Source organism: Micromonospora palomenae (assembly GCF_007829925.1).
Taxonomy (GTDB): domain Bacteria; phylum Actinomycetota; class Actinomycetes; order Mycobacteriales; family Micromonosporaceae; genus Micromonospora; species Micromonospora purpureochromogenes.
The window spans coordinates 1816160-1842020 of sequence record NZ_VIXA01000002.1; the positions used below are offsets into that span (position 1 = coordinate 1816160).

Annotated in this window: 21 protein-coding genes; 8 read left to right on the top strand and 13 right to left on the bottom strand. The window is 72.6% G+C overall.

Going from position 1 to position 25861, the window contains the following annotated elements; translation table 11 throughout:
- Positions 1-53 precede the first annotated feature (53 nt).
- From FHX75_RS19610 to FHX75_RS19620, 3 genes are all read right to left on the bottom strand, one after another.
- Complete coding sequence (locus FHX75_RS19610) at positions 54-3326, bottom strand: lamin tail domain-containing protein (RefSeq protein ID WP_154941722.1); 3273 nt, start codon at positions 3324-3326, stop codon at positions 54-56.
- A gap of 97 nt (positions 3327-3423) precedes the next feature.
- Complete coding sequence (locus FHX75_RS19615; protein ID WP_154942055.1) at positions 3424-4440, bottom strand: GNAT family N-acetyltransferase; 1017 nt, start codon at positions 4438-4440, stop codon at positions 3424-3426.
- A gap of 72 nt (positions 4441-4512) precedes the next feature.
- Positions 4513-5997 (bottom strand): lytic murein transglycosylase, encoded by a 1485-nt coding sequence (locus FHX75_RS19620; protein ID WP_154941723.1) that lies wholly within the window; start codon positions 5995-5997, stop codon positions 4513-4515.
- 38 nt (positions 5998-6035) lie between these two features.
- Here FHX75_RS19620 and FHX75_RS19625 point away from each other — a divergent pair, with 38 nt between their 5' ends.
- Both FHX75_RS19625 and FHX75_RS19630 read left to right on the top strand, forming a co-directional pair.
- On the top strand, positions 6036-6257 hold the full coding sequence (locus FHX75_RS19625; protein ID WP_154941724.1) for an FmdB family zinc ribbon protein: 222 nt from the start codon (positions 6036-6038) through the stop codon (positions 6255-6257).
- A gap of 153 nt (positions 6258-6410) precedes the next feature.
- The gene (locus FHX75_RS19630; RefSeq protein ID WP_154941725.1) at positions 6411-9242 is read left to right on the top strand and encodes an ATP-binding protein; all 2832 of its coding nucleotides are present in this window, start codon (positions 6411-6413) and stop codon (positions 9240-9242) included.
- Between the two features lie 52 nt (positions 9243-9294).
- On the opposite strand, the gene FHX75_RS19635 is transcribed toward FHX75_RS19630, so the two are convergent.
- Together FHX75_RS19635 and FHX75_RS19640 are read right to left on the bottom strand one after the other, a co-directional pair.
- Positions 9295-9834, bottom strand: coding sequence for a phospholipase (locus tag FHX75_RS19635; protein ID WP_154941726.1), 540 nt, complete (start codon positions 9832-9834; stop codon positions 9295-9297).
- Between the two features lie 173 nt (positions 9835-10007).
- A complete protein-coding gene (locus FHX75_RS19640) occupies positions 10008-11672 on the bottom strand; it encodes a glycoside hydrolase family 10-like protein (protein WP_154941727.1) in 1665 nt (554 codons plus the stop codon).
- A gap of 306 nt (positions 11673-11978) precedes the next feature.
- Here FHX75_RS19640 and FHX75_RS19645 point away from each other — a divergent pair, with 306 nt between their 5' ends.
- Positions 11979-13475, top strand: coding sequence for an amino acid permease (locus FHX75_RS19645; RefSeq protein WP_154941728.1), 1497 nt, complete (start codon positions 11979-11981; stop codon positions 13473-13475).
- A 33-nt stretch (positions 13476-13508) separates the two neighbouring features.
- On the opposite strand, the gene FHX75_RS19650 is transcribed toward FHX75_RS19645, so the two are convergent.
- The 5 genes from FHX75_RS19650 to arfA are packed head-to-tail and all read right to left on the bottom strand — an operon-like array spanning position 13509 to position 19211.
- A complete protein-coding gene (locus FHX75_RS19650; RefSeq protein ID WP_154941729.1) occupies positions 13509-14531 on the bottom strand; it encodes a glycoside hydrolase family 43 protein in 1023 nt (340 codons plus the stop codon).
- Complete coding sequence (locus FHX75_RS19655; protein WP_154941730.1) at positions 14528-15352, bottom strand: carbohydrate ABC transporter permease; 825 nt, start codon at positions 15350-15352, stop codon at positions 14528-14530. The genes FHX75_RS19650 and FHX75_RS19655 overlap by 4 nt, the downstream gene beginning before the upstream one ends.
- Positions 15353-15361: 9 nt before the next feature.
- Positions 15362-16324: a carbohydrate ABC transporter permease gene (locus FHX75_RS19660; RefSeq protein ID WP_154941731.1), complete on the bottom strand. Its 963-nt coding sequence runs from the start codon at positions 16322-16324 to the stop codon at positions 15362-15364.
- A 6-nt stretch (positions 16325-16330) separates the two neighbouring features.
- Positions 16331-17659, bottom strand: coding sequence for an ABC transporter substrate-binding protein (locus FHX75_RS19665; RefSeq protein ID WP_154941732.1), 1329 nt, complete (start codon positions 17657-17659; stop codon positions 16331-16333).
- Between the two features lie 40 nt (positions 17660-17699).
- Complete coding sequence (gene arfA / locus FHX75_RS19670; RefSeq protein WP_154941733.1) at positions 17700-19211, bottom strand: arabinosylfuranosidase ArfA; 1512 nt, start codon at positions 19209-19211, stop codon at positions 17700-17702.
- Between the two features lie 141 nt (positions 19212-19352).
- Between arfA and FHX75_RS19675 the strand changes: the two genes are divergently transcribed.
- Positions 19353-20360 carry a LacI family DNA-binding transcriptional regulator gene (locus FHX75_RS19675; protein WP_154941734.1) on the top strand — a complete coding sequence of 336 codons (1008 nt, stop codon included), beginning with the start codon at positions 19353-19355 and terminating at the stop codon, positions 20358-20360.
- A gap of 21 nt (positions 20361-20381) precedes the next feature.
- On the opposite strand, the gene FHX75_RS19680 is transcribed toward FHX75_RS19675, so the two are convergent.
- From FHX75_RS19680 to FHX75_RS19690, 3 genes are read right to left on the bottom strand one after another with little or no spacing between them, the layout of a single operon-like run.
- Positions 20382-21107: a methyltransferase domain-containing protein gene (locus tag FHX75_RS19680; RefSeq protein WP_154941735.1), complete on the bottom strand. Its 726-nt coding sequence runs from the start codon at positions 21105-21107 to the stop codon at positions 20382-20384.
- A gap of 58 nt (positions 21108-21165) precedes the next feature.
- Positions 21166-21483 (bottom strand): hypothetical protein, encoded by a 318-nt coding sequence (locus FHX75_RS19685; protein ID WP_154941736.1) that lies wholly within the window; start codon positions 21481-21483, stop codon positions 21166-21168.
- 38 nt (positions 21484-21521) lie between these two features.
- Positions 21522-23159: an ABC-F family ATP-binding cassette domain-containing protein gene (locus FHX75_RS19690; protein WP_154941737.1), complete on the bottom strand. Its 1638-nt coding sequence runs from the start codon at positions 23157-23159 to the stop codon at positions 21522-21524.
- An 89-nt stretch (positions 23160-23248) separates the two neighbouring features.
- On the opposite strand from FHX75_RS19690, the gene FHX75_RS19695 reads away from it, so the two are divergent.
- From FHX75_RS19695 to FHX75_RS19710, 4 genes are all read left to right on the top strand, one after another.
- The gene (locus tag FHX75_RS19695) at positions 23249-24019 is read left to right on the top strand and encodes an ROK family protein (RefSeq protein WP_154941738.1); all 771 of its coding nucleotides are present in this window, start codon (positions 23249-23251) and stop codon (positions 24017-24019) included.
- A gap of 89 nt (positions 24020-24108) precedes the next feature.
- A complete protein-coding gene (locus FHX75_RS19700) occupies positions 24109-24477 on the top strand; it encodes a tetratricopeptide repeat protein (RefSeq protein WP_154941739.1) in 369 nt (122 codons plus the stop codon).
- 118 nt (positions 24478-24595) lie between these two features.
- Positions 24596-24850, top strand: a complete 255-nt coding sequence (locus FHX75_RS19705; RefSeq protein WP_030329768.1) for a Smr/MutS family protein — start codon at positions 24596-24598, stop codon at positions 24848-24850.
- Positions 24851-25009: 159 nt separating this feature from the next.
- Positions 25010-25816 carry an alpha/beta fold hydrolase gene (locus tag FHX75_RS19710; protein WP_154941740.1) on the top strand — a complete coding sequence of 269 codons (807 nt, stop codon included), beginning with the start codon at positions 25010-25012 and terminating at the stop codon, positions 25814-25816.
- The last annotated feature ends 45 nt before the right edge of the window (positions 25817-25861 follow it).

A 25861-nucleotide genomic window follows, 5' to 3' on the forward strand; every position in this document is an offset into this window, starting at 1 on the left:
CCGTCCCGGGAAGAACCCGGGTCGGCGGGCCGTCGCCCGTACGTCGAACGTTGTCAGTCGTCGTTCGTGATGGTGCCGACCGCCAGCGGGTCGGCGAACCGCAGGTTGAGCGGGCCGGCGACCGCGAACGCGATCTTCTCGTCCGCCTCGACCTTCCGGTCACCGCGCACGGTCACCGGGAAGGCCAGCGAGGTCTGCCCGGCGGGCAGGACCTTGCAGCCGACGTACGGGTCGAAGTCCGACCCGGCCGTGGCGGTCAGGCCGACGGCGGCGGCACAGATCGTCGTCGGCACCGACAGCGGCCGCGACACGGTCGCGGTGAACGTCAGCGTGCTGTCGCCCTTGTCGCCCTCGACCACCGAGGCGTCGCCGACCCGCAGCGACGGCTGGGCGCGGAACCGCGCGACCGACGGGTCGTGGTCGCTCGCGCCACGCGACCCGTCGCCGCTGACGTCGGACGGCCAGTCGGCGTTGACGTGCGCCGTCCGCACCTGCACCAGGTCGGCGTGGAGCGCGTCGTTGACGAAGATGCTGTCCAGCGTCTGCGCCTGCCCGCTGAAGGTGTACGAGTACGCCGCCGCCGGCACGTCCGCGACCAGGTCGTCCCAGAGGTTGTGCAGGCCGACCTCGTAGAGCGGGGCGAGCTGGTCCGACGGGGTCGGGTTCGCCGCGGTGGCGATCGGGTCGTCCGGGCGGGGGAAGACGTTCATGTCGCCGCCGTAGACCACCCGGGCGTGCGGGTCCGACTCCTCGATCGCGGTGACGATCGCGGCACCGTACGTCGCCTGCTCGGTCCGCTGTCCGACCCTGGTGTCCGGGCCGGACGAGTAGTGGTTGCTCAGCGCGTACAGCAGGTAGGACTCCGAGCCGTCCGGCGTCGCCCGCACCACGAACTTGCCCAGCTGGGGGGCGCGGGTGAAGACGTTGTCGCCGTCCTTGCCCGTCGAGGTGTCCGTGTCGGCGGGCAGCTGCGCGTTGAGCGCCTTCGGGTTCTGCACGTCCGCGTTGGACGGCAGCCCCGCCGACCGGTACTCCACCGTCGGCGTGGCGCCGAGCAGCGGGTCGGTGGCGGTCGCCTCGGCCAGCGAGAGCCGGTCGGTGCGGTAGAGGAACGCGGAGGTGATGCCCCGGGCGTCCGCGCCGGTCCGGTCGTACGCGGCGGCGTAGGCCGGGCCACCGGCGGCCGCGATCGTCAGCGCCAGGTCCTGGAGGGTGTCCGGAGCGCCGTCGGCGTCGTTGCTGTCACCGCAGGCCAGCTCGGTGCCGGAGACCGTGCAGATGTCCTGGTCCTCGGCCTCCTGCACCAGGATCAGGTCCGGGGAGTGCAGGTCGGTGCGGATCTGGTCGGCGAGCGCGGCCAGGTGCTCCCGGTAGTCGGCCTCGTCGGCCGGCACGTAGTCGAACGGCGGCCGGACCCCGGTGCAGCCGGGGTTGCCGGTGAAGTCGCAGCCGTCGAACGGGTCGTCCCGGAAGTCGTACAGGTTCTCCACGTTGTAGGTCGAGACGGCGACCTCACGGTTGCGGTCGGCCGGCTGCGGCGGGTTGTTCGCCGACGGGTCGGCGCCCGCGGTGAGGGAGAGCGTCTCCGGCTGCACGGTGAACTTGCTGAAGCCGTAGGAGACCGCGCCGAACGCGTCCGTGGCGAGGGTGTCGAAGGTGCGGGCCGGCGGCAGCAGTGCGGCCGAGTCGCCGGCCGTGGCCTTGACCCCGCCCGCGCCCAGCAGGACGCGCTGGTTGTTGCCGTTGTCGAAGAGGGTGCCTGGGATGTCGTCCAGCGGGTGGGCGTCCCGGAACACCCGCCGGGCGTACGGGTCGGTCCGCTTCATGATCGGGTCCTCGCGGTCCACCACATAGATCTCGGAGTCGGCGGTGGAGGCGAAGATGTGGCGCGGGGCGGACACCCCGCTGCCCGATCGGACCCGCATCCGGGTGCCCTCGTGTCGCTCCCAGAACCGATTCGCGTCGGCCGCCTCGGCCGGCGGGACCGCGTCGTCCACCGCGACGGCGGTGTTCACGTCCAGGCCGGAGTCCAGCTTGCGCACCAGCGAGGCGCCCGAGAGCTGGGTCTGGTTGAAGAACTCCGACACCCGGCCGCGCAGCACCACCTCGTCGCCGACGGTCGGCGCGTAGCCGCCGATCAGCGTGGTGAACGAGCCCGTGAAGACGAAGAGGCCGTCCGAGGTGAGCGGGTCGCCGTCCTCGGCGCCCGTACGACTCTGCAGGTAGAAGCCGTACTGGTCGGCGCCGGCCGAGGTGCGGGTGAGCGACTTCTGCGTGATCACGCCGCGCACGTCGTACAGCGTGGAGCTGGTGCCGTTGCCGCTGGCCGGGGCGAGCGGGGAGCGGTCCGTGTGGCCGTTCTCGTCGTCCCGGGTCGGGCCCTGCACCTCGCCGACCGAGAGCACGGTGGTGACCTGGACGGTCAGCGTGCAGGTGGCGGTGCCGCCCTCGGCGTCATTGGCGGTCAGCGTCACCGCGTACGCCCCGGCGGGCAGGCCGGTCGCGGTGACCGTGGCGGTGGCGGTCCCGCCGGCGGCGGTGGCCGGGGTGAAGGCCGTCCGGCTGATCGAGCCGGTGGCCGGCGTCGGGTTGACCGAGGTGACGGCGAGGTCGGTGATCGTGTCGTCCGGGTCGGTGGCGGTGACCTGGCGGGTGGCGGTCGCGCCGGCCTCCAGGGTCAGCGCGCCGCCGCAGTTGAGCGTGGCCGGCTGGTCGACCGGGCCGCCGCCGTCCACGGTGTGCGCGCCCAGACCGTCGAAGGTGTCGCTCGGCAGGCCCGTCCACTGGGCGGCCGGGTCGAACGCGTCGGACGGGTCGGTGTCCCCGATGGAGACCGACGGCAGCCGCCGCAGCGTGTTGTCGGCGGTGCTGGTCAGCCCGCTGCCCCACTCGGTACCGGGGTCGACGCCGACCTGGCCGATCGAGTCGAGCACCGCGCCGGCCTTGCGCAGCACGATCGCGTCGTCCCCGTTGAACAGCGACGCGCCGGTGGTCTGGTCGGCCTGGGCGAGGACCGCCGGGGCGGCCGAGGAGGCGGCGAAGACGAAGGCGTCGCCGGCGGCGACGGTGCCGCTGAGCGCGACGTTCGTCGGCGTGGTCGAGCCGTTGAAGTAGAGCTGGAGCTGGTAGCCGCCGGTGGCGAGGTCGACCGGGGAGCCGGTGCCGTTGAACAGCTCGATCGCCTTGTTGTTCGACGAGCCTTCGACGTACTCGGAGATGAACAGGTCGGTGGGCGCGGCGATGGCCGCGGTGGGTGCGACGCCGATGACCGGAAGGGTGACGGCGGCGGCGGTTGCGAGCGCGGCGTATCTGCGGCGCGGGCGCATAAGGCCTCCACGATGGGTGGACGGGGACTAACGCACGTTAAGTGTCGTTGCTGGCCGCCGTCCATCCCCCGCCGGGGGCGGTGTGGTGAACTCGCGGTCAGCGGGCGGCGTCGAGTCGGTGCACCAGCTCGGCGACGTCCACGCTGTATTCGCACCACTCCCGGTCGGGGCGGTAGCCCAGCTCGGCGTTCACCTTGAGCATCGCCTCGTTGGCCTGGGCGTTCCAGGTCTGCACCTCGGCCAGCGTGGGCTCGGCCGAGCGCAGCTCCAGCAGCATCCGGGCCTTGATCGCCCGGTCGATGCCGTAGCCGCGGTGGTCCTGCACCACGATCGTGTCGTACTGGTCGGCCCGGGTGGGGTGCTGCGCCGGCACCACCACCTCGGTCAGCCCGGCGACCTCGCCGCTGTGCTCGTGCAGGGCCAGCACGATGTACGGCTTCATGCCCCGCCGGTGCAGCGTGTCCAGGCTGTCCCGCAGCCGCTGCGGGTCGTACGAGCTGGGGCGCAGCTCGCCGTCATCGACGTCGCGCACCTCGGCCTTGGCCCGCGCGTACGCCTCGATCAGGTCGTCCGGCGGGCCGCCCGGGCAGAACTCCAGGTGGTAGCCGGCGCCGATGCCGGTGGCCATCTCGGCCAGCGCCGGCCAGTCCACCGCGCCGAGGTCGAGCACGCTGCGGGTCTCGACGTACTCCCGGGTGAAGCCGAGCGACTCGTAGAAGGCGACGGCCGGCGTGTCACCGACCACCTCGACGCCGATCGACTGGAAGCCCTCCTGGTAGACCCGGCGGGCGGCGAGCAGGACCAGCTCACGGCCCAGCCCGGAACGCCGGACGTCGGGGTGCACCAGCACCTCCAGCACGCCGATGTCGCCGAGCAGCAGCACGTGCACGTGGCCGAGGATCGGGCCGGGCTCGCCGTCCGACCCGGGCTCCGCCTGGGCGACCCAGGAGATCCGCCGCTCACCCGGCATCACCTCGGAGAGGTATTCCCGCAGGGAACTCTCCCGCCAGGGCGGGTCCTGCGGGAGATCCGCCGCCAGGACCGCGTTCAGCGTGTCCAGCACGGACGCGACCTCGTCGGACGACGCGGTCCGGGGATCCCACTCGCGCACCATCACCCGTCTAGCTTGCCGTCATCGGCTGCCGGGGGGAAGTGTCCGGTCCGGCAATGTATGCGAACGATCACGTCACGTACGGCTGGCCACCCCGTACTGGTTGGCCTTGTCGAAGACATCCTGGGCGTACCGGCGCACATCGTTGTAGGACAGGATCGCGCCCCACCAGTCGCCGGGGATGGTCATGTTCCGCCCGCCCTTGCAGAGGTACCGGGCGGCGGCGAGCGCCGCGTCGTCCAGGTCGTGCGGGTCCTTGCGGCCGTCGTTGTCGGCGTCGACGCCGATCTCCTGCCAGGTGGTGGGGATGAACTGCATCGGCCCGATCGCCCGGTCGTAGACGGTGTCCCGGTCGAAGAGCCCCCGGTCGGTGTCGGTGATCCGGGACCGGCCGCCCTGCCCGTCGAGCGGGTCGCCGATGATCTCCGGTTCGGCCCGGCCGGTCGACTGGAGGCTGGCGCCGTTGGCCTGCCCGTGCCGCGACTCGACGTACCCGATCGCGGCGAGCGTGGTCCAGCTCAGCTGGCAGCTGCGGTTGGTCTCGGCGAGTACCAGCTCGGCGTAGCCGTACGCCTGCATGGCCACCGGCGAGATGTCGACCCGCGCGCCGGTGGTCTGGGCCCAGGCGGCCAGGGCGTCCGCCGGGCGGCCGGTGACGGGCGGGGCGACCGGCCCGGTCGGCGGCACGCCGCCGGGCAGCGCGGTCGCGGGCGGCAGCCCGGGGAGCGCGGTCCCGCCGGGCAGCACCGGCACGGCGGTCGCGCCGGGCAGCGCACCCGGCGCGGGTACGACCACGGCGCCGTCGGTCGCGTCCACGGCCACCGGCTTCGGCGACCGGACGGCCGACGGCACCACCACGGCGCCCACCACCGCGGTGGCGGCGACCAGCGCGACGAGGAACACCCCGGGCAGGGTCAGCCGGCCGCTCGGGCGTCGGGACCAGGCCCGGGTGGCCCGGGCCGCGCCGACGACCGCCTGCCGGGGCGGGGGGAACCGCACGGCGTGCGCGAACGGCACTCGGCGACGCCGTCCCGGCTCGCCGCCGGCCTTGGCATCGTCCTTCGCCGGCTCCGCGCCGTCCTTGGCCGCGTTCGCGCCGTCCTTGGCTAGGTCCTTCTCCGAGCCGTCTGTGGGGGTGGCCGCGGCTTCGGCGCCGGTCTTGTCCGCGCCGGCCTTGCTCGTCTCGGCGGTCTTGTCCGCGCCGGTGCTCGTCTCGGCGGTCTTGTCCGCGCCGGCCTTGCTCGCGCCGGCGTCCTCCCGGCCGGCCGCCGCCACATCGGTCGTTCCGGCGCCCGCCTTCGCCGTGCCGTGCGCTCCCGGCCCGGCCTGCGCCGCGCCACCGTCGGTCGACTCCACGGTGGTCGGCGCGCTGCCGGCGGCGGTCGCGGTCGACGCTTCGGCGGCGGACGGGTCGAGGAAGGGGCGGCGGGGACGGGGAACCGGGGTCGGGTCCGGCGCGGCGCCGGAGCTGCCGAGCGGCCCGTCGGGCGGCGTCGCCGGTCGCAGGGGTCGCACCGTCGATGGTTCCTCGCCGCTCGCCACCCGTCGAGTATCACCCATCCGGGTGCGACCGTCAGGCCCGGCCGTACGCTGGGAGCATGCCCCGGTACGAGTTCCGCTGCCGCGCCTGCGGCGACACCTTCGAGGTCAACCGCCCGATGGCCCGGGCCGGTGATCCGGCGTCCTGCCCACAGGGACACGCCGACACGGTCAAGCTGCTCTCCACCGTCGCGGTGACCGGCCGGGGCGGTGGTGGACCGGTGGGCGGCGCCCCGCCGGCGCCGGCCGGTGGCTGCTGCGGCGGTGGCGGCTGCTGCTGAGCGGCCACGACCGGCCCGTTCGGCGGCGCAGACCTTGCCGCTGACCGGCGGCAATGGCACCTTGGGGCGGACGCCGCCCGGCCGTTCTCACGATGCGTGACGGCCCGACCATAGGGCAGCATGAAGCCGACGTCAGGGGCGGAGGTTCCACGCATGTCGCCACGGATCCACCTCCCGAGCGGGTGGGTGACCTTCGTGTTCACCGACATCGAGGGTTCGACCCGGCTGGCCCAGCTGCTCGGGTCGGGCTACCGCCCCGTGCTGTGGGAGCATCGCCGGCTGCTCCGGGACACCCTCGCCGGCACCGACGGCGCGGAGCTGCTGACCGAGGGCGACTCGTTCTTCCTCGCCTTTCCCGACGCGGCGGCGGCGCTGACCGCCTGCCTGACCGCCCAACGCGCGCTGTCCACCCACGACTGGCCCACCCCGGAGGCCACCCCCAAGGTGCGGATGGGGCTGCACACCGGCTACGCGGAGCCGCGCGACGGCGAGTACGCCAGCCCCGAGGTGCACCGGGCCGCCCGGGTGGCCGCCGCCGCCCACGGCGGGCAGGTGCTCTGCTCGGCGGCGACCGCCCGGCACGCCGAACCGCTGCCGTCCGGCGCGTCCCTGCTCGACCTCGGCCTGCACCGGCTGCGCGGGTTCGACGACCGGGAGCGGCTCTTCCAGCTCGTCGCGCCCGGCCTGGAACGGCAGTTCCCCCGGCCGCGCACCGCCGACGCGGTGCCGCACAACCTGCCCACCCAGGTCACCTCCTTCATCGGCCGGGAGACCGAGCGCGCGGAGCTCGACCTGCTGGTACGCCGGCACCGGCTGGTCACCGTGCTCGGGGCCGGCGGCGCCGGCAAGACCCGGATGGCCGTCGAGTTGGCCGGCGGGATGGTCGAGGCGTACCCGGACGGCGTCTGGTTCGTCGACATCGCCACGGTCACCGACCCGGGGCTGGTGGCGTTCGCGGTCGCCGCGGTGCTCGGGCTGCGGCCCGAGCCGGGCCGCCCGATGCTGGACACCCTGGTCGAGTACGCCGCCGCCCGGCAGATGCTGGTGGTGCTGGACACCTGCGACGCCCAGCCCGCGGCCTGCGCCGAGGTGATCTCCCGGCTGCTCGCCGGCGGGAGCGGGGTGCGGGTGCTGGCCACCAGCCGGGAATCCTTCGGCCTGCCGGGCGAGGTGGTCTGGCGCATCCCGCCGCTGTCGGTGGACCCGCAGCCGGGGCGTACCGAGAGCGACGCGGTGGCGCTGCTGCTGGACCGGACGGCGGCGGCCCGGGGCGGCCGGCCGCCGGACTGGGCGGAGGCCGGTGACCTGCGCCGGGTGGTGCGGCGGCTGGACGGCCTCCCGTTGGCGATCGAGCTGGCCGCCGCCCGGCTCCGGGTGCTCTCCGCCGGGCAGCTCGCCGCCCGCCTCGACGACGTGCTCGGCACCCTGGACGCCGGGCGGGTCGTGCCGGAGCCGCCGGCGGACCGGGGCTGGATGGGCAACCAGCAGGACACCGTGGACCTGGTCGCCGCGGCGGCCGGGGCCGTGCCCCCGTCGGCCGCGCACCGGGCGGTGCAGCGTTCCGCCACCGAGCGGCACCTCACCATGCAGGCGACGGTCACCTGGTCGTACCGGACGTTGGGGCCGCGCGCGTCGCGGCTGCTGCGCTGGTTGGCGGTCTTCGCCGGTCCGGTGGAGCTGTCCACGGTGGAGTGGCTGCTCGACGACGACCCGCTCGACCCGCTGTCGGTGCTGGTGGACAAGTCGATGCTGCTGGCCGAGCCGCACGCGTCGGGCAGCACCTACCGGATGCTCGACCCGATCCGGGCGTACGCGGCCCGCCGGCTGGTGGAGGCCGGCGAGGAGCAGGCCGCGCGGGACCGGCACGTCGCCTGGTCGGCGCACGCGCTGGAGCGCGCCCACCTGGGCCCGGACGGCCGACCGGTGACCCTCTCGCTGTACGCGCTCGACCCGCTGGCCAGTGAGCTGCGGGCCGCCCTGCGGTGGTGCGCCACCGGGGGCAGCGCCCGGGCCGGGTTGCGGCTGGCCGGCGGGCTGGACCAGTGGTGGCGGGAGCGGGGGCTGCCCCGGGAGGCGCGGCTCTGGCTGTTCCGGCTCTACGGGCGGATCGCCGAGACCGGCGAGGCGATCCCGGAGGCGGAGCTGGCGGCGGCGTACCACCTGCACTCGCTGCACGCCGGTGCGGACGGGGAGTTCGCCGAGGAGCTGCGCTACTCGCAGCGGGCGGAGGCGGCGGCCCGGCAGGCCGGTGACGCCGGGCTGCTCGCCCGGGTGCTGGCCGGGCGGGCGGCGCCGCTGATCGACATGGGGCAGTTCGCCGAGGCGGAGCGGGTCTGTCGCGAGGTGATCGACTGGGCGCACGAGCAGCAGGTGACCGGCGACGCGCTCTTCGCGATCTACAACCTGGCCGAGCTGCTGTGGCGGCGGGGCGCGCTGAACGAGGCGGCGGAGCTGCTCGGCGCGGCCCGCCCGGTGGAGGCGGCGCGACCGGTCGAGCGGGGCCGGCGGTCGGTGGACATGCTGCTCGGCATGGTCGCCCTGGCCCGGGGCGACCTGGTCGCCGCGCACGAGCACCTGCTGGTGGCGCTCCGGTCCCGGATGAGCCACGGCTACCACGGCCGGGCCTGCGACACGGTCAACGCGGTGGCGGTCCGCTGCGCCGCCGGCGGTGAGCTGAGCACCGCCGCCCGGCTCTTCGGCGCGGCGCAGGCGACCCGGGCGCAACTGCGGGCCACGCCGGGCATCTACGGCAGCTACTGGCTGGAGCGCCAGGCCGAGCTGCGCCGGGTGCTCGGCGACGCCGCCTTCGACGCCGCGTACGGCGAGGGGGGCGAGCTGGGCCTGGAGGAGGCGGCGGCGCTGGCGTTGGCGGTGGAGCACCCCGACCTGGGGGCGGACTCGATCCGGTTCCGCACCGCCGGGGCGGCCGCGCCCCGGCAGGGTGGCCCGGGCCGGCAGGAGCTGGACCGCCGGGAGCGGGCCTGACACCGCCGGGCGCCCCGGTCTGGGACGCCCGGCGGAGTCGACGGCGGCGGGGTCAGCCGCGCAGGGCGGCGCGGCGCTCCGCGTCGGCCTTCATCCGGGCGGCCCGGTCGATGTCGGACTGCTGGACGGCGGCGACGGAACCGAAGACGCTGACCGCCTCGTAGTACGTCCAGGCCAGGCTGTAGCAGGCCGGCCGGACCACGATGTTGTACGTGGCGCAGACCCGCTTCAGGTCCGCGTAGAAGGCGCTGTCGAGGCGGGACTTGTTGGCCGAGAACTGGCCCATCGCCTTGTAGTTGCGGTAGCCGAAGTCGTGCCGGTAGCAGGAGAGGCTGAAGTTGAACCCGAGCGGGTTGTCCGGGCTGGACGAGCAGTAGTCGGTGGACCAGTCGAAGGCGTAGTCGGCCCAGGCGGCCTTGTTCAGCCGGGCGGAGTTCCAGGCGTTGTAGCTGGTGGCGCTGGTCTGGGTCCAGCTGGAGAGCACCGAGAGCTTCTGCTCAGGGGTCACCGCGAACGCGGGCGAGCTCACGCCGAGCATGGCGAGCAGTGCGAACGCGCCGGCGGCGAAGAGGGTGGCAAGTCGTCTGGGCATTCGGGTACCTCCGCGGGGGTGGCCTACGACCGGTGACCGGTGGGTCACCGTGGGTCGGACCAGTTTCGAGCAATTCCCATAACTCGATGTGTTACCGGCGGGTACTATTGATGACAGACGATGAAACAGACGAATGCCCCGGGCGGCGACCGCCCGGGGCATTCGCGGCTGGGTCAGCGCACCACCCGCGCCGGGCTGGGCAGGCTCTCGTTCCAGAGTCGGTCCAGCGCGGTCACGTGGTACGTGTACGTCCGCCCCGGCTCCGCCGTGGCGTCCACGAAGGACTGCACCGCGGTGGCGTCGTCGGCGCGCAGGGTGCCGACCAGGTGGGACGCGTCGGCGAAGCCGCAGGCGTCCACCCGCTCGCCCGAGTCGAAGCGGTAGACCGCGTACGAGGTGGCGTCGCCGAACGGGCCCCGGCCGTCGGCCGGCTGCCGCCAGCTCAGCCGCACCCCGTCGTCGGACCGCTCCGCCCCGGTGACCACCGGGGGCAGCAGCGGCTTGGCGGGCAGGTGCGGCATCGCCGGCACCAGCGCCGGCCGGGAGTAGTGCTCGGCGGCGTAGATGTCGGTGGCGCCGAGTCGGTTGGCCCGTACCTGCACGGCCGAGAAGTGCACGTTGCCGAGCACCTCCGGGTACGACCGGTTGAGCGTCAGATGGTCGGACAGCTCGCGCGGGTTCTGCCAGAACGGCCCGTACACCGGGTCACCGCTCTTGTAGTCGGCCTGGCCGATGTAGAGCTGCACGCGGGTGCCGCGTACCGTCTCGGCCCACCACGGCACCAGTCGGGCGTAGTCGGCGGCCGGGTACTGGCCGATGTACCAGTAGAGCTGCGGCACCACGTAGTCGATCCACTCCTGCTTGATCCACTTGCGGGTGTCGGCGGAGATGATGTCGTACGACTGGCTGCCGGTGGTGTCCGAGCCCAGCGGGTCGGCGGACTTGTTACGCCAGATGCCGAACGGGCTGACCCCGAACCTGACCCACGGCTTGACCGCCTTGATCTTGGCGTTCATCTCCTGGATCAGCAGGTTGATGTTGTCCCGCCGCCAGTCCGCCTTGTCGGTGAAGCCCCGGTTGTGGGCGGCGAAGGTGGCGTCGTCCGGCACCTGGTGGGTGCCGCTCGGGTACGGGTAGAAGTAGTCGTCGAAGTGCACGCCGTCGACGTCGTACCGGTTGACCGCGTCCATCATCGCGGTCTGGACGAACTCGCGGACCTCGGGGATGCCGGGGTTGTAGTAGAGCCGGCTGCCGGCCACGCCGGCCGGCGGGTAGGCGAAGGTCCACTCCGGGTGCTGCCGCGCCGGGTGGTTCGGCGCGAGCTTGGTGAGGTCCGCGCCGGCGCCACCCGGTGCCGGCATGGAGACCCGGTACGGGTTGAACCAGGCGTGGAACTCCAGGTTCCGCTTGTGCGACTCGGTGACGAGGAACTTCAGCGGGTCCCAGCCCGGGTCCTGGCCGCGCACCCCGGTGAGGTACTCCGACCACGGCTCGTACGGCGACGGCCAGAACGCGTCCGCGGTCGGCCGGACCTGGACGACGACGGCGTTGTGGTTGAGCTTCTGCGCCAGGTCGAGCCAGGCCAGGTACTCGGCCTGCTGCTTGGCGACCTGGTCAGGGGCGGTCTGCGAGGCCTTGCTGGGCCAGTCGATGTTGGTGACCGACGCGATCCACATGGCCCGGAACTGGCGCTTCGGGGTGGCCGGGTCGGTGATGCAGTCGGTGGTGGCGGGTTCGGTGGCCGCCGTGTCCGGTGCGGCGCTCGCGGGCGAGCCGGCGACCAGCGCGCCGAGCAGTGCCACGGCCAGCCCGGCGGCTCGGAGCCGAGTTGCCTTCATGCGGTGTGTCCCTTCGTCGGGCTCCCGGTTGTCGCGGCGTCCGTGGCAAGATTCGCCAGCGGCTATCTACCGCTGGTAGGAAATTTTCACACCTGATGGGCTTCGCGCAAGGGTCCGACCTGGATGTCCGGATACCGGCAAACTCGCCCGGGGTGGCCGAGCCGGCCACGGTGCGATCCGTGACGGTCCCCACACGCCCGGTCGGCGCCCGATCGGCCCGTGAAGTGGTGATTGGCGAGGGTCTGTGCTGGGTAGCATCGCCGGTCACCGGCCGCCACGGGGCGGTCAAGGAAGGGGTGAACGCCGGTGTCCGTGCTGCGCACCAAACCGATCAAGGACGTGCTGGCCCAGGGCGAGGCCGACGGGGGCGACGGCAAGCCCGGGCTGAAGCGCCACCTCGGCGCGCGCGACCTCACCGGCTTCGGCATCGGCATCGTGATCGGCACCGGCATCTTCACGCTGACCGGCATCGAGGCCCGGGACAGCGCCGGGCCCGGCGTGGTGATCTCGTTCGCCATCGCCGGGGTGGTCGCGCTGCTCGCCGCGCTCTGCTACGCCGAGCTGGCCTCCAGCGTGCCGACCGCCGGCAGCGCCTACACCTACGCGTACGCGACGATGGGCGAGATCGTCGCCTGGATCATCGGCTGGGACCTGCTGCTGGAGTTCGCCCTCGGCGCGGCGGTGGTGGCCCGGGGCTGGTCCGGCTACCTCGCGGAACTCTTCGGCCTGCCCACCGCCTGGTTCGGCGAGGAGGGCAGCGTGGTCAACCTCGGCGCGATCGGCATCGTGCTGCTGCTCGGCGTGGTCGCCATCGTCGGCATCCGGGAGTCCGCCCGGGTCACCAACCTGCTGGTGCTGGTCAAGGTCGCCATCTGCGTCTTCATCGTGGCCGCCGGGCTGTTCTTCGTGAAAGCCGCCAACCTCACCCCGTTCATCCCGCCCGCGGAGCCCGCCGGCGCCGCCGACGACGGCATCAAGCAGCCCGTCACCCAGGCGCTGTTCGGGCTGGAGCCCTCGGTCTTCGGCTTCGTCGGGGTGCTCAGCGCCGCCGCGGTGGTCTTCTTCGCGTACACCGGCTTCGAGGCGGTGGCGAACCTCGGCGAGGAGACCCGCCGTCCCAAGCGTGACCTCACCCTGGGCCTGCTCGGCACGCTGCTGATCTCCACCGTGCTGTACATCGGCGTCTCGCTGGTCGTGGTCGGCATGGTGCCGTACACCGAGATCGACCGGGGCGCCCCGATCGCCTCGGCCTTCAAGGCGGCCGGCGCGGGCTGGGCCGGCGTGCTGGTCTCCATCGCGGCCATCGCCGGCCTGACCAGCGTGATCCTGGTCGACCTGGTGGCCATGGGCCGGATCGGCTTCGCCATCTCCCGGGACGGCCTGATCCCGCCGTCGATCGCCAAGGTGCACCCCCGCTGGGGCACCCCGTACCGGATCTCCGCGGTGATGACGGTGGCGGTCGCGCTGCTCGCCGGCTTCCTGCCGCTGTCGGCCCTGGCCGACCTGGTCAGCATCGGCGCGCTCTGCGCGTTCGTGCTGGTCTCGGTCGCGGTGCCGATCCTGCGCCGCAAGCGCCCCGACCTGGACCGGCCGTTCAAGGTGCCGTTCTCCCCGGTGCTGCCGATCGTCTCGGCGCTCGCCTGCCTCTACCTGATGCTCAACCTGTCGGTGGAGACCTGGATCCGGTTCCTGATCTGGATGCTGCTCGGCGCGCTCATCTACTTCGGCTACGGCTACCGCCGCAACCGCCTCGCCACCGCCAACCCCGCCCCCACCCCCCGCACTCCCACCCCCACCAGCTGACCCACCCCCCTCGACGGGCGGGGGTGTGGGGTGTCAGGGGCGGGGTTGGGGGGTGGCGGTGGGGCCCTTCACGACGGGTTTGCCGTTCTCCCAGGTGACCTCGTCGAGCCAGACCTGGCGGCCGGGGTCCGTGCTGCCCTCCTGGCCGGGCGGCCAGGCGTGGTAGACCAGCCAGGTCCGGCCGTCCTTGACGACCATCGAGGCGTGGCCGGGGCCGGAGGCGACCTCGTTGGTCTTCAGGATCGGGTTCTCGGCGGCCTTCACGCAGGGGCCGGTCGGGCTCTCGCAGACGGCGTAGCCCTCGGCGTACGTGGCCCGGTCGTACGCGTTGGCGGCGAAGAAGAGATACAACCGCCCGTCGTGGCGGTGGAAGAACGGGCCCTCGATCAGGGTGCCCTCCCACGGCTCGGTCTGCTTCAGCAGCTTCGTCGGCTCGCCGATGAGCTTCAGCCCGTCGTCGGAGAGGCGCTGCGACCAGAGCCAGGTGTCGACCCCGATCGCGTTGCCGTCGTTCTTCCAGAGCAGCCAGAGGCTGCCGTCGGTGTCCCGGAACGGGCTGGCGTCGATCGCCCCGCCCAGCTCGGCCTGGCAGATGAACGGCTCGGTCGAGTCGTCCCGGTACGGCCCCTGCGGACTGCCGGCCACCGCCCGCCCCACGCACTGCCGGCCGGAATCCCGCCCGGCGACGGTGTAGTAGAGCAGGTACCGGTCCGGGGCGAGTTGAATTGCCTCCGGCGCCCAGGTCTTCCCCGGGTCCGCCCAGTCGGGCAGCTCCGGCAGGGCGTCCTCGGCCTCGCTCCAGGCGACCAGGTCGGCCGAGCGCCGCACCGGCACGTTGCGGCCGCCGCTGTTGGTGTGGAACAGCCACCAGGCGTCGCCGGCCCGCATCACCTGCGGGTCGGGGGCGTCGGCGCGTACCACGGGGTTGGTGAACATGCTCGGGTCGCTCCGCGTACTCGTTGGGTCGTCCGCACCGTTCTCGCCGCAGCCGGCGACGAGCAGTGCGGCGGCGAGAACCGCCGCCGCACCGCGTAGCCGGGTGTGCCCGGCGTTCATCCCTTCAGGCCGCTGCGCGAGACGCCCTGGATGATGTGCCGCTGGGCCGCCACGAAGAGGATCAGCACCGGCACGCTGGCCAGCACCGCCCCGGCCATGATCACCGGGTAGTCGCTGACGTAGGCGCCCTGGAGCAGGCCCAGGCCCGCCGGCAGGGTCAGCCGCTCCGGGCTGAACAGCACGTAGATCGGCCAGAGGAAGTCGTTCCAGTTGGTCAGGAACGACAGCACCGCCAGCGTGGCCAGGGCCGGCTTGGAGAGCGGCAGCAGCACCTGCGTGAAGATCTGCCAGTGGTTGGCGCCGTCCAGCACCGCCGCCTCCTCCAACTCGGCGGGGATGCTGAGGAAGAACTGCCGCAGGAAGAACACCCCGAACGCGCTGGCCGCGCCGGGCACGATCACCACGGTCAGGGTGTCCAGCCAGCCGAGCCGGTCGGCGATCACGAAGTTCGGGATGATCAGCGAGGTGGGCGGGATGAACAGGGTCCCGACGATCAGCGCGAAGCTGACCGCCCGGCCGCGGAACCGGAGCCGGGCCAGCGCGTACGCGGCCATCGAGGCGGTGACCAGCACCAGCAGCGCGTGCAGGGTGGCCGCCAGCATGCTGTTGACGAACCAGCGCAGCACCGGGTTCGAGGTGTTGCCGAGGATCTGCTCGTAGCCGTAGGTGGAGAACGGCTGGGGCACGAAGCTCGGCGGGATCTTCTGGGCGTCGCCGTAGGTCTTCACCGAGGTGATCGCCATCCAGAGCAACGGGGTCAGGAAGACCAGGGCCAGGAGTACCAGGACCGCGTAGCGCGTGAAGCGGCGGAGAGTCGTCATGTCGGCCCCTCAGTCTTCCCGGTACCGGAAGAACCGGAAGTTGACGATGCTGATCACCGTGAGCGCCAGCGCGAAGACGATGCTCATCGCCGCGGCCCGGCCCGCGTCGTTGTCCCGCAGCCCCTCGTCGACGATCCGCCAGACCACGGTACGGGTCTGCTGGCCCGGCGCGCCCTGGGTGATCAGGAACGACTGCCCGAAGACGTTCGCCGAGGCGAGGATCGTGGTGGTCAGCACGAAGAGCATGACCGGGCGCAGCCCGGGCAGGGTGACGTTGCGGAACCGGTCCCAGGCGTTCGCCCCGTCCATCCTCGCCGCCTCGTAGAGCTCCGGCGAGATGTCCTGCAGGCCGGCCAGGTAGATCACCGCGTTGAACCCGGAGGTCCACCAGACGGTCACCCCGACCAGCGACACCCAGGCCCACGGCACGTCGGTCACCCACGGGGTGTCCGACGGCAGGCCGACCGCGCCGAGCAGCCGGTTGACCAGGCCCAGGTTGGCGTCGAGCAGGAAGCGCCAGAGCAGGCCGATCACCGCCACCCCGAGCACGTACGGCGCGAAGTAGAGCGCCCGGAAGAACGTCCGCCCCGGGAACGACCGGTTGAGCAGCAGCGCCAGCCCCAGCGGTACGACCACCAGCAGCGGCACCGAGAAGACCGTGAAGATCGCGGTGGCCCGGACGCTGGACCACCAGTCGCCGTAGATGGCCGACTCGCTGTCGAAGAGGTCACGGTAGTTGTCCAGCCCGACGAAGGGCCGGTTGGGCAGTTGGAGATCCCACTGGTGGACGCTCAGCCAGACGCCGAAGAGGATCGGCAGCAGCCCGAACGCCAGGAAGAGCAGCAGGTACGGCGCGAGGAAGAGGTACGGGGTCGCGCGGCTGCCCCGCTCCGTCGCGCCCCGGCGGTTCTTCCCGCCCGCCGGGGGCGGCGCGTCCTTGCGCGCCGCCCCGACCTCGATCACGTCCGCCACGGGAAATCAGCTCCCGTACTTCTTGCGGTTGTCCTCCAGCTGCTTGGTCGCCTTGGCCGCGCCGTCGTCGAGGGCCTGCTTGGGCGACTTCTTGCCCAGCACGGCCTCGTTGAAGGAGGTGTAGAAGGTGGTGACCACCTCGCCCAGCCCGGGAACGGCCGGCGGGAAGGCCGCGTAGTCCAGCTCCGGGGCGAGGGTGGCGACGTTCGGGATGGCCTTGAACTCGGCACCCTCCCGGACCTCCTTGCGGGCCGGAACCTGACCGCCCTTCGCCCAGTCCAGCGAGTGCTCGCTGAGCCAGTTGATGAACACCTTCGCGCCGGAGATCTTGTTGTTGTCGGCGCTGCGCTGCTTGACGATGGTGAAGTTGTGCGAGTTCGCCCAGGCGGCCTTCTGGCTGCCGATCTGCGGCAGCTCGGCGACGCCGATCTGCGCGCTCGGGTCCTTGGCGATGTCGTTGATCTGCCAGATGCCGTTGAAGTTGAAGGCGTTCTTGCCGCTCTTGAGGGCGAGGTAGTCGCCGTCCTGGCCGACGTTCGACGGCGAGTGCCCCTGCTTGATCAGGTCGACCAGCCAGGTGCACGCCTCGACCGCCGGGTCGGAGTTGAAGGTGGCCTTGGTGACCTCGGCGTCGAAGAGGGTGCCGCCCCACTGGTGCAGCAGCGAGTAGAACGTCATGCCGCCGGTGAACTGGAACGGGCTGATCCAGAAGCCCTGCACGCCGGACTTCTTCAGCTCGGTCAGCGCGGCGGTGAACTCGTCCCGGGTGGTCGGCGGCTTGTTCGGGTCCAGGCCGGCCTTCTGCATCACGGCCTTGTTGTAGTAGAAGCCGAGCGGGTGCATGTCCAGCGGGATGCCGTACCGCTTGTTGTTGTAGAGCCCGCCCTTCCAGACGGTCGGCGCGAAGTCGCTCTCGCTGAGCTCCAGGGCCTTGGCCACGTCGTCCAGCTCGGTGATCACACCGCGGGCGGCGAAGGTGGCCAGCTGGTCCATGTGCATGACCGCGATGTCCGGGCCCGAGCCGCTGGAGACCGCACCGGGGAGCTTGCTGTAGTAGTCGTCCCACCGGTAGGTGTTCACCGCGATCGCAATGTTCTGGTGCTCGGCGTTGAACTGCTCGACCAGCTTCTTGAAGATGTCGCCGTCGCCGCCGGTGAAGCCGTTCCACAGGTTCAGCGAGACCTTGGGGCCGGTGTACTCCTTGCCACCGTTGCCGGTCGCGGTCGACTTGCTGGCGCTGCCGCCGCCGCAACCGGCCAGGGTCAGCGAAGCGGCCGCGCCGAGGCCCACGCCGAGCCCGAGCAGGCGCCGGCGGCTCATTTCGTTGTGCATCATGCGGTTCTCTCCTTGGGGGACGGGATAAAGTATTCCCTGGTCAGAGCCGAGACGCGAAGCGCAGCACGTTCCAGGAGACCGCGGGCAGGCGCACGGAGCACCGACCGCCGTCGAGGGTGGGGGTGGGTAGTGCGCGAGGCGTCACCCGGTCGGGCTCGGCCTCGGTGTTGATCGCCTCCGGGTCGTCCCCGGCGGCGAGACTCAGGTGCTCGACCGCGCGCAGGCCGGGCAGGCCGCGCAGGTCGAGGTCGAGCGGGAGATCGTCGGAGCCCCGGTTGACCGCGAAGACGGTCAGCTCGCCGGACTCCTCGTCGTGCACCGCCACGGTGTCCAGCACCGGCACCGCGCCGAACCGCTTCGTCTCGTAGTCCGGCGTGACCGGCTCGGTGCGCAGCACCGTGCCCCGGGCGTACCGGGCGGTGAGGGCGAACGGGTGGAAGATGCTCTGCCGCCAGGCCGGCCCGCCGGTGCGGGTGCGGATCGGGGCGATCACGTTGGCCAGCTGTGCCTGGCAGGCGACGCCGACCCGGTCGGCGTGCCGGAGCAGGGTGATCAGCAGGTCACCGACGACCACCGCGTCGACCGCGGTGAAGTCGTCCTCGATCAGTGCGGGCGCCTCGACCCAGCCGCGCCGGTCCAGGTCGGCCTTGAGCCGGGACTCGTACCAGACGTTCCACTCGTCGAAGGAGACCTTGAGCTTGCGCCGGTGCCGCTGCTTGGCGGCCACGTGGTCGGCGGTGGCGACCACCTCGCGGATGAAGTTGTCCATGTCCACCGCCGAGGCCAGGATGCTGGCCCGGTCGCCGTCGGACGGGTCGTAGTAGGTGTGCGCGGAGATGTAGTCGACGTGCTCGTAGGTGTGCTCCAGCACCGTCGCCTCCCAGGAGGCGTAGGTGGGCATCCGCCGGTTGGAGCTGCCGCAGGCGACCAGGCTGATCGAGGGGTCGATCATCTTCATCGCCCGGGCGGTCTCGGCGGCGAGCCGGCCGTACTCGTCGGCGGTCTTGTGGCCGACCTGCCACGGGCCGTCCAGCTCGTTGCCGAGGCACCAGAGCCGCACCCCGTACGGCTCCTCGGCGCCGTGCTTGCGGCGCAGGTCCGACAGCTGGGTGCCGCCCGGGTGGTTGGCGTACTCCAGCAGGTCGCAGGCCTCCTGCACGCCCCGGGTGCCCAGGTTGACCGCCATCATCGGCTCGACGTCGGCCTCGGCGGCCCAGGTCATGAACTCGTCCAGCCCGAAGGCGTTGGTCTCGATGGTCTTCCAGGCCAGGTCGAGCCGGCGCGGGCGGTCGCCGACCGGGCCGACGCCGTCCTCCCAGCGGTACCCGGAGACGAAGTTGCCGCCGGGGTAGCGGACCACGGAGACGCCCAGCTCACGGGTGAGCGCGAGCACGTCGCCGCGCAGGCCGCGCGAGTCGGCGGTGGGGTGGCCGGGCTCGTAGACCCCGCCGTAGACGCAGCGCCCCATGTGCTCGACGAAGGAGCCGAAGAGCCGCCGGTCAGCGGGGCCGATCGCGAAGGCCGGATCGATCGTCAGCCGGGCGTTGCGCAAGGGGTGCCACCTTTCCTGGTCGTACCCGGGGTGACTGCGGTCACCCCGTACCACAGGTTTCTACAACGTTGTAAGCAACGTTGTAAAGAGGGCGGCGCGCGATAGAGTCCGGGGACGACGACCCCGGGGAGGGATGAGATCGTGCGACACAGGCTCAAGGACGTGGCCGAGCGGGCCGGCGTGTCGGTCAAGACGGTCTCGAACGTGGTCAACGGCTACCTGCACGTCCGGCCGGACACCCGGGCCCGGGTCGAGGAGGCGATCGCCGAGCTGAACTACCGGCCCAACCTCTCCGCCCGCAACCTGCGCAAGGGGCGTACCGGCGTCATCGCGCTGGCCGTGCCGGAGCTGGACATCCCGTACTTCGCGGAACTGGCCCGGCACGTGGTCACCGCCGCCGCCGAACGCGGGTGGACCGTGCTGATCGACCAGACCGGCGGTGGGGCCGAGCGGGAGCGGGTCGCCGCCGCCGGCATCGGCGACCACATGATCGACGGCCTGATCCTCAGCCCGCTGGCGCTCACCGCCGAGGACCTCGCCGGCCTGGACGGCACGCCGATGGTGCTGCTGGGTGAGCGGGTGGACCACGGCCCGGCCGACCACGTCGGCATCGACAACGTGGCCGCCGCGCGGGAGATCACCGCCCACCTCGTCGGCCTCGGCCGCCGCCGGATCGCCGCCGTCGGGTCGCAGCGCACCCCCGAGGGCGCCAGCGCCCGGCTGCGCCTGGCCGGCTACGCCGCCGCGCTCGCCGACGCCGGCATCGCCTACGACGAGGCCCTGGTGGCGCCCGCGCCGGCCTGGCACCGCGCGGACGGCGCCGCCGCCGTCCGCCACCTGCTCGCCGCCGGGGTACGCCCCGACGCCGTCTTCTGCTTCAACGACACCCTCGCCCTCGGCGCCCTACGCGCCCTGCACGAGGCCGGCCTGCGGGTGCCCGAGGACGTCGCGGTGGCCGGCTTCGACGACATCGAGGACGGCCGGTTCAGCGTGCCCACGCTGACCACCATTGCCCCCGACAAGGAGCGCATCGGCCGGCTCGCGGTCGAGATGCTGGCCGCCCGCGTCGACGGCGACCGCGAGACCCCACCCCGCGACCTCACCGCCCCCTACCGCCTCACCCCCCGCGAGAGCACCCACCCCCACTGACCCCGTTCTCCTTGGCGGGGGTCAGGCGAAGAAGCGGGCCAGGTGGGAGGGGGAGGGTGGGGGCTCGCTGGGAGGCAGGGGGGTGAGGTCGGCGAAGATGGAGGCGCCGTCGCAGCCGGCGTGCAGGGGGTACCAGCGCGGGGTGCCCGGCGGGCGCTGCCCGCAGATCCCCTTGATCGTCTGCACGTCGAGCAGGCGTACGTGGGTCGGGTCGGCCACCGCGTTGACGTGCCCCCACCAGGGGCTCATCACGTGCAGCACGCCGCCCGGGCGCAGTACCCGGTGGCACTCGTCCACCAGCGGCAGGAAATCGATCAGGTGCTCCAGGATGTGCACCGCGAAGAAGACGTCGACCGAGTCGTCGGCCAGCGGCAGCGAGCCGGACAGGTCCGCCACGGCGTCCACCCCGGGCGCCGGGAAGATGTCCAGCCCCAGGTTGGTCGGGTACTGCTTCTGGCCGCCGCAGCCCAGGTCCACCACCACCGGCTCCCGGCCGCCCACGCCGACCCGGCACCACACGCCGTAGACCCCGGCCAGCCGGCCCACCAGGTCGCGGACCATCCGCAGCTCGGCCGGCTCGGCCACCGCACCGGTCAGGTGGGCGACCCCCCGGTCGAACCGCACGTCCACGGCGAGCCCCCGCAGCCGTTCGTCGTGGCGGACCTGGTCCGCCCAGGCCTCGGCGAGGAATCCGTCGATCGCCCGCAGCCGGTCGGCCGAGGGCGGCGGTTGAGCCAGCGCGACCATGGCCACCTCCCGCCGGCCGTTACCCGCATCGCCGCCCGGTATGCGTGGCGCGCCCGATTCAGCCGGAAATGGTGCGCCGGGCGGACCGGCCGCCGCCCCGCATCCGCTGGCGTGGCGCCGCGCTCGCCTTCGGCCGCTTGAGGTGGTAGCGGTGCAGCTCGTTGTTGCCGGGCAGCGACGGGTCCTCGCTCATCGCCACCAGCTCCCAGCCCTGGTCGCCGGCCCGGTTCAGGTGGGCCAGCGCGGTGTCGCCGTACGGCGTGACGTCGACCATCGAGCCGTCCGGGCCGTACCAGACGAAGACGACCTCCCAGCCGATGTCGTTGGTGGCCGCCTGACGTCGCCGCACCAGCAGCGCGTACTCCCACTTGAGCATGGGCTCATTCTCACCCGCCGCGCGCCGGTCGGCACGGATCAATCCTCGGCGATCCGTCCGGCGTCCACCCGCAGCCGCCGGTTGACGCTCACCGCGTCCAGCATCCGCCGGTCGTGGGTCACCAGCAGCAGCGTGCCCGGGTAGTTGGCCAGCGCCGACTCCAGCTGCTCGATCGCCGGCAGGTCCAGGTGGTTGGTCGGCTCGTCCAGCACCAGCAGGTTGACCCCGCGCCCCTGCAACAGCGCCAGCGCCGCCCGGGTCCGCTCGCCGGGGGAGAGGGTCGCCGCCGGCCGCAGCACGTGCTCCGCGCGCAGGCCGAACTTGGCCAGCAGCGTCCGCACGTCCGCCGGGGTCAGCTCGGGTACGGCAGCGCCGAACGCGTCCAGCAGGGGTTGGTCGCCGAGGAAGAGCCCCCGGGCCTGGTCGACCTCGCCGACCACCACGCCCGGGCCGAGCGCGGCGTGCCCGGTGTCCAGCGGCAGCCGGCCCAGCAGCGCGGCGAGCAGGGTGCTCTTGCCGGAGCCGTTCGCCCCGGTGATCGCCACCCGGTCCGCCCAGTCGATCTGGAGGTCCACCGGGCCGAGCGTGAAGCCGCCCCGGCGGACGACGGCGCCGCGCAGCGAGGCCACCACCGCGCCGGCGCGGGGCGCGGCGGCGATCTCCATCCGCAGCTCCCACTCCTTGCGCGGCTCCTCGACCGCGTCCAGCCGCTCGATCAGCCGCTCGGTCTGCTTCGCCTTCGCCGCCTGCTTCTCGGTCGCCTCGGCCCGGAACTTGCGGCCGATCTTGTCGTTGTCGGTGGCCTTGCGCCGGGCGTTCTTCACGCCCTTCTCCATCCAGGCGCGCTGGGTGCGGGCCCGGGCCTCCAGCGCCGCGCGGGTGTCGGCGTACTCCTCGTAGTCCGCGCGGGCGTGCCGGCGGGCGACCTCCCGCTCCTCCAGGTACGCCGCGTATCCGCCGCCGTAGTGCCGGACCTGCTGCTGGATGAGATCCAGCTCCAGCACCCGGGTCACCGTCCGGGTCAGGAACTCGCGGTCGTGGCTGACCAGCACCGTGCCGGCGCGCAGCCCGGTGACGAACCGCTCCAGCCGTTCCAGACCGGCCAGGTCCAGGTCGTTGGTGGGCTCGTCGAGCAGGAAGACGTCGTACCGGCTGAGCAGCAGCGACGCCAGCCCGGCCCGGGCCGCCTGACCGCCGGAGAGGGCGGTCATCGGGTGGTCCAGGTCGACGGTCAGCCCCAGCTCCGCGGCGACCTGCTCCGCCCGCTCCTCCAGGTCCGCGCCGCCGAGACCGAGCCAGCGCTCCAGCGCGTCCGCGTACGCGTCGTCCGCGCCGGGTCCGCCCGCGGTCAGCGCCTCGGTGGCCGCGTCCAGCGCGGCCTGCGCCGCGGTGACCCCGGTCCGCCGGGCCAGGAAGTCGCGGACGGCCTCGCCCGGCCGGCGCTCGGGCTCCTGCGGCAGGTAGCCGACGGTGGCGGTGGGCGGGTTCAGCGACACGCTGCCCAGCTCCACCGGCAGCAGCCCGGCCAGGGTGCGCAGCAGGGTGGACTTGCCGGCCCCGTTGACCCCGACCAGCCCGACCACGTCGCCGGGGGCGACCACCAGCTCCAGGTCGGAGAAGAGCAGCCGGTCACCGTGGCCGGCGGCGAGGTCCTTGACGATCAGCGTGGCGCTCATGAGGAGCCGAGCGTACCGTCGCCGCCGCGCCCGCCCGGATCGGGCGACCCGCGGTACGCGGCCCCGGGACGCGAGGCAGACTCACTCCCGTGGTGACCACACTGGCGATCGACTGCGGCGGTGGCGGGATCAAGGCGAGCGTGCTGGATGCCGCCGGCACGATGCGCGCCCGGCCGCTGCGGGTGCCCACGCCGTACCCCCTGCCGCCGGCGCTCTTCGTCAAGACGCTGGTGGAACTCGGCGCCCGGCTGCCCGCGGCGGACCGGGTGACCGTCGGGATGCCCGGCATGATCCGGCACGGCGTGGTGGTGGCCACCCCGCATTACGTGACCCGGTCCGGGCCGCGCAGCCGGGTCGACCCGGACCTGGTCACCGAGTGGTCCGGGTACGACGTCCGCAGCGCGCTCGGCGACGCCTTCGGGGTGCCGGCGCTGGTGCTCAACGACGCCGAGGTGCACGGGGCCGGGGTGGTCGCCGGGACCGGCTGCGAGCTGGTGCTGACCCTCGGCACCGGGCTGGGCAGCGCGCTGTTCGACGGCGGGCGGCTCGCCCCGCACCTGGAGCTGTCGCACGCACCGGTGCGCTGGGGCACCACCTACGACACGTACGTCGGGGAGCCGGAGCGGCGCCGGCTCGGCGACGCGTTCTGGTCCCGCCGGATCCGGCAGGTGGTGGAAGGGCTGCGCCCGGTGTTCCGCTGGGACCGGCTCTACCTGGGCGGGGGCAACTCCCGGCTGATCCGGCCGGAGCAACTGGCCCGAATGGGCGAGGATGTCGTGGTCGTCCCGAACACGGCCGGGATCGTGGGCGGTGTCCGGGCGTGGGAGCTGATCGACGGCCGGTACGACCCGGCCCCCTGAGCGCGATTCCGGCCCCGGAACACTCGCGGAGCGGCCGGTGTTGTGCCAGCGTCGGACGAGAGGCGGCTCGACAGGAGGAGGTGGGTCGGATGGATCTTCTGGCGGAGTACCGGCGGGCGACCATGTTCTTCGAAGCGGGTGACCCGACCGGAGCGGCCCGGCTGCTCGAGCCGATCGTGGAGGCCGAGCCCGGCAACTCCTCGGTACGCCAGCTGCTGGCCCGCGCGTACTTCCAGTCGGCCCAGCTCAACCGGGCCGAGGAACAGCTGCGCGAGCTGGTCGAGCGGGACCCGAGCGACCACTACGCGCACCACGTGCTGGGCCGCACGCTGGAGCGGCTGAACCGGCACGCCGACGCGCTGCGGCACCTGCGGATCGCCGCGGCGATGCACTCGACCAACGACGACTACACGACCGCGCTGCGCCGGGTGGAGACCCGGATCGGGCTCGGTCGCTGACGCACGATCCTCGGGGCGGCCCTGCGGGGGCGGGGGCCGCCCCGACGCGTGTCCGCAGGCCGCCCGCCGGCCCGCCTACGATTGTGCGCATGGGAGCTGACCTGGCGGTGGGCGCGGCATGAAGCTGAAGCTGGACCTGCACGAGATCTTCAACAAGGGCCACGACATCGACCGGGCGCTGCGCGGAATCATGGACGAGGCGGTGGCGAAGAAGGCCACCCTCGTCGAGATCATCCCCGGTAAGGGTTCCGGGCAGCTCAAGAAGCGGGTGCTGCGGTTCCTCGACCAGAAGGACGTCAAGCAGCTCTACCACCGGGTCGAGAAGGACTCGAAGAACTTCGGCCGGCTCTTCGTGCACTTCCGCTGGAAGTAGGAGTCCCGGCTCGCCGGCCCCCCACACCACCCCCGGCATCTTCCGCCGTTGCCCGCGCTCGGGTGTGCCGTCCTGCGGAGCTCGCAGGCCGGGCACGACGGAATTTGCCCAGGTGAGCGGGCACTTGGTCCCGAGGTGCCGGGGATGGAAGATAGGTGAATGCGTGTGCGGAACCGCAACAACGTGAGGGTGGTCGGTCGCGAGGACGGTCCCACCGTCGTGCTCGCGCACGGCTTCGGCTGCGACCAGCACATGTGGCGCCACGTGACGGCCGAAATCGGACAATGGGCCCGGGTGGTGCTGTTCGATCACGTCGGATCAGGCAAGGCTGACCCGGCGGCCTGGGACGCCGATCGGTACGCCTCCCTGGACGGCTACGCCGATGATGTGCTGAGCATCTGCCAGGACCTGGACCTTCAGCAGCCGATCTTCGTCGGACACTCGGTCAGTTCGAGCATCGGCGTCCTCGCGGCGAACCGCGAACCGGACCGCTTCTCCGCACTCGTCCTGGTCACCCCGTCGCCGTGCTACATCGATGACGCGAACTACCGAGGCGGTTTCACCCGCGACGACATCGACGAGTTGCTCGAGTCGCTCGACAGCAACTACCTCGGCTGGTCGTCGAGCATGGCTCCCCTGATCATGGGCAATCCGGAGCGGCCGGAGCTCAGTGAAGAGCTGACGGCGAGTTTCTGCCGGACGGATCCCGCGATGGCGCAGGTGTTCGCCCGCGCCACGTTCCTGTCCGACAACCGTGCCGACCTCGCCGCCGTGAAGGTTCCCACCCTGATCCTGCAGTGCGCCCAGGACGCCATCGCGCCGCCTGAGGTCGGCGCGTTCGTGCACGCGCAGATCGCCGGAAGTCGGCTGGTCACCCTGGACGCGACCGGGCACTGCCCGCAGTTGAGCGCTCCGGAGGCCACGACCGCAGCGATCACGTCATTCGTCAGGGCCGCTTACCGGTGACCCCCTCTGCCGGGCGTGATCCCTACGGCCAAGGTCCGAGCGATG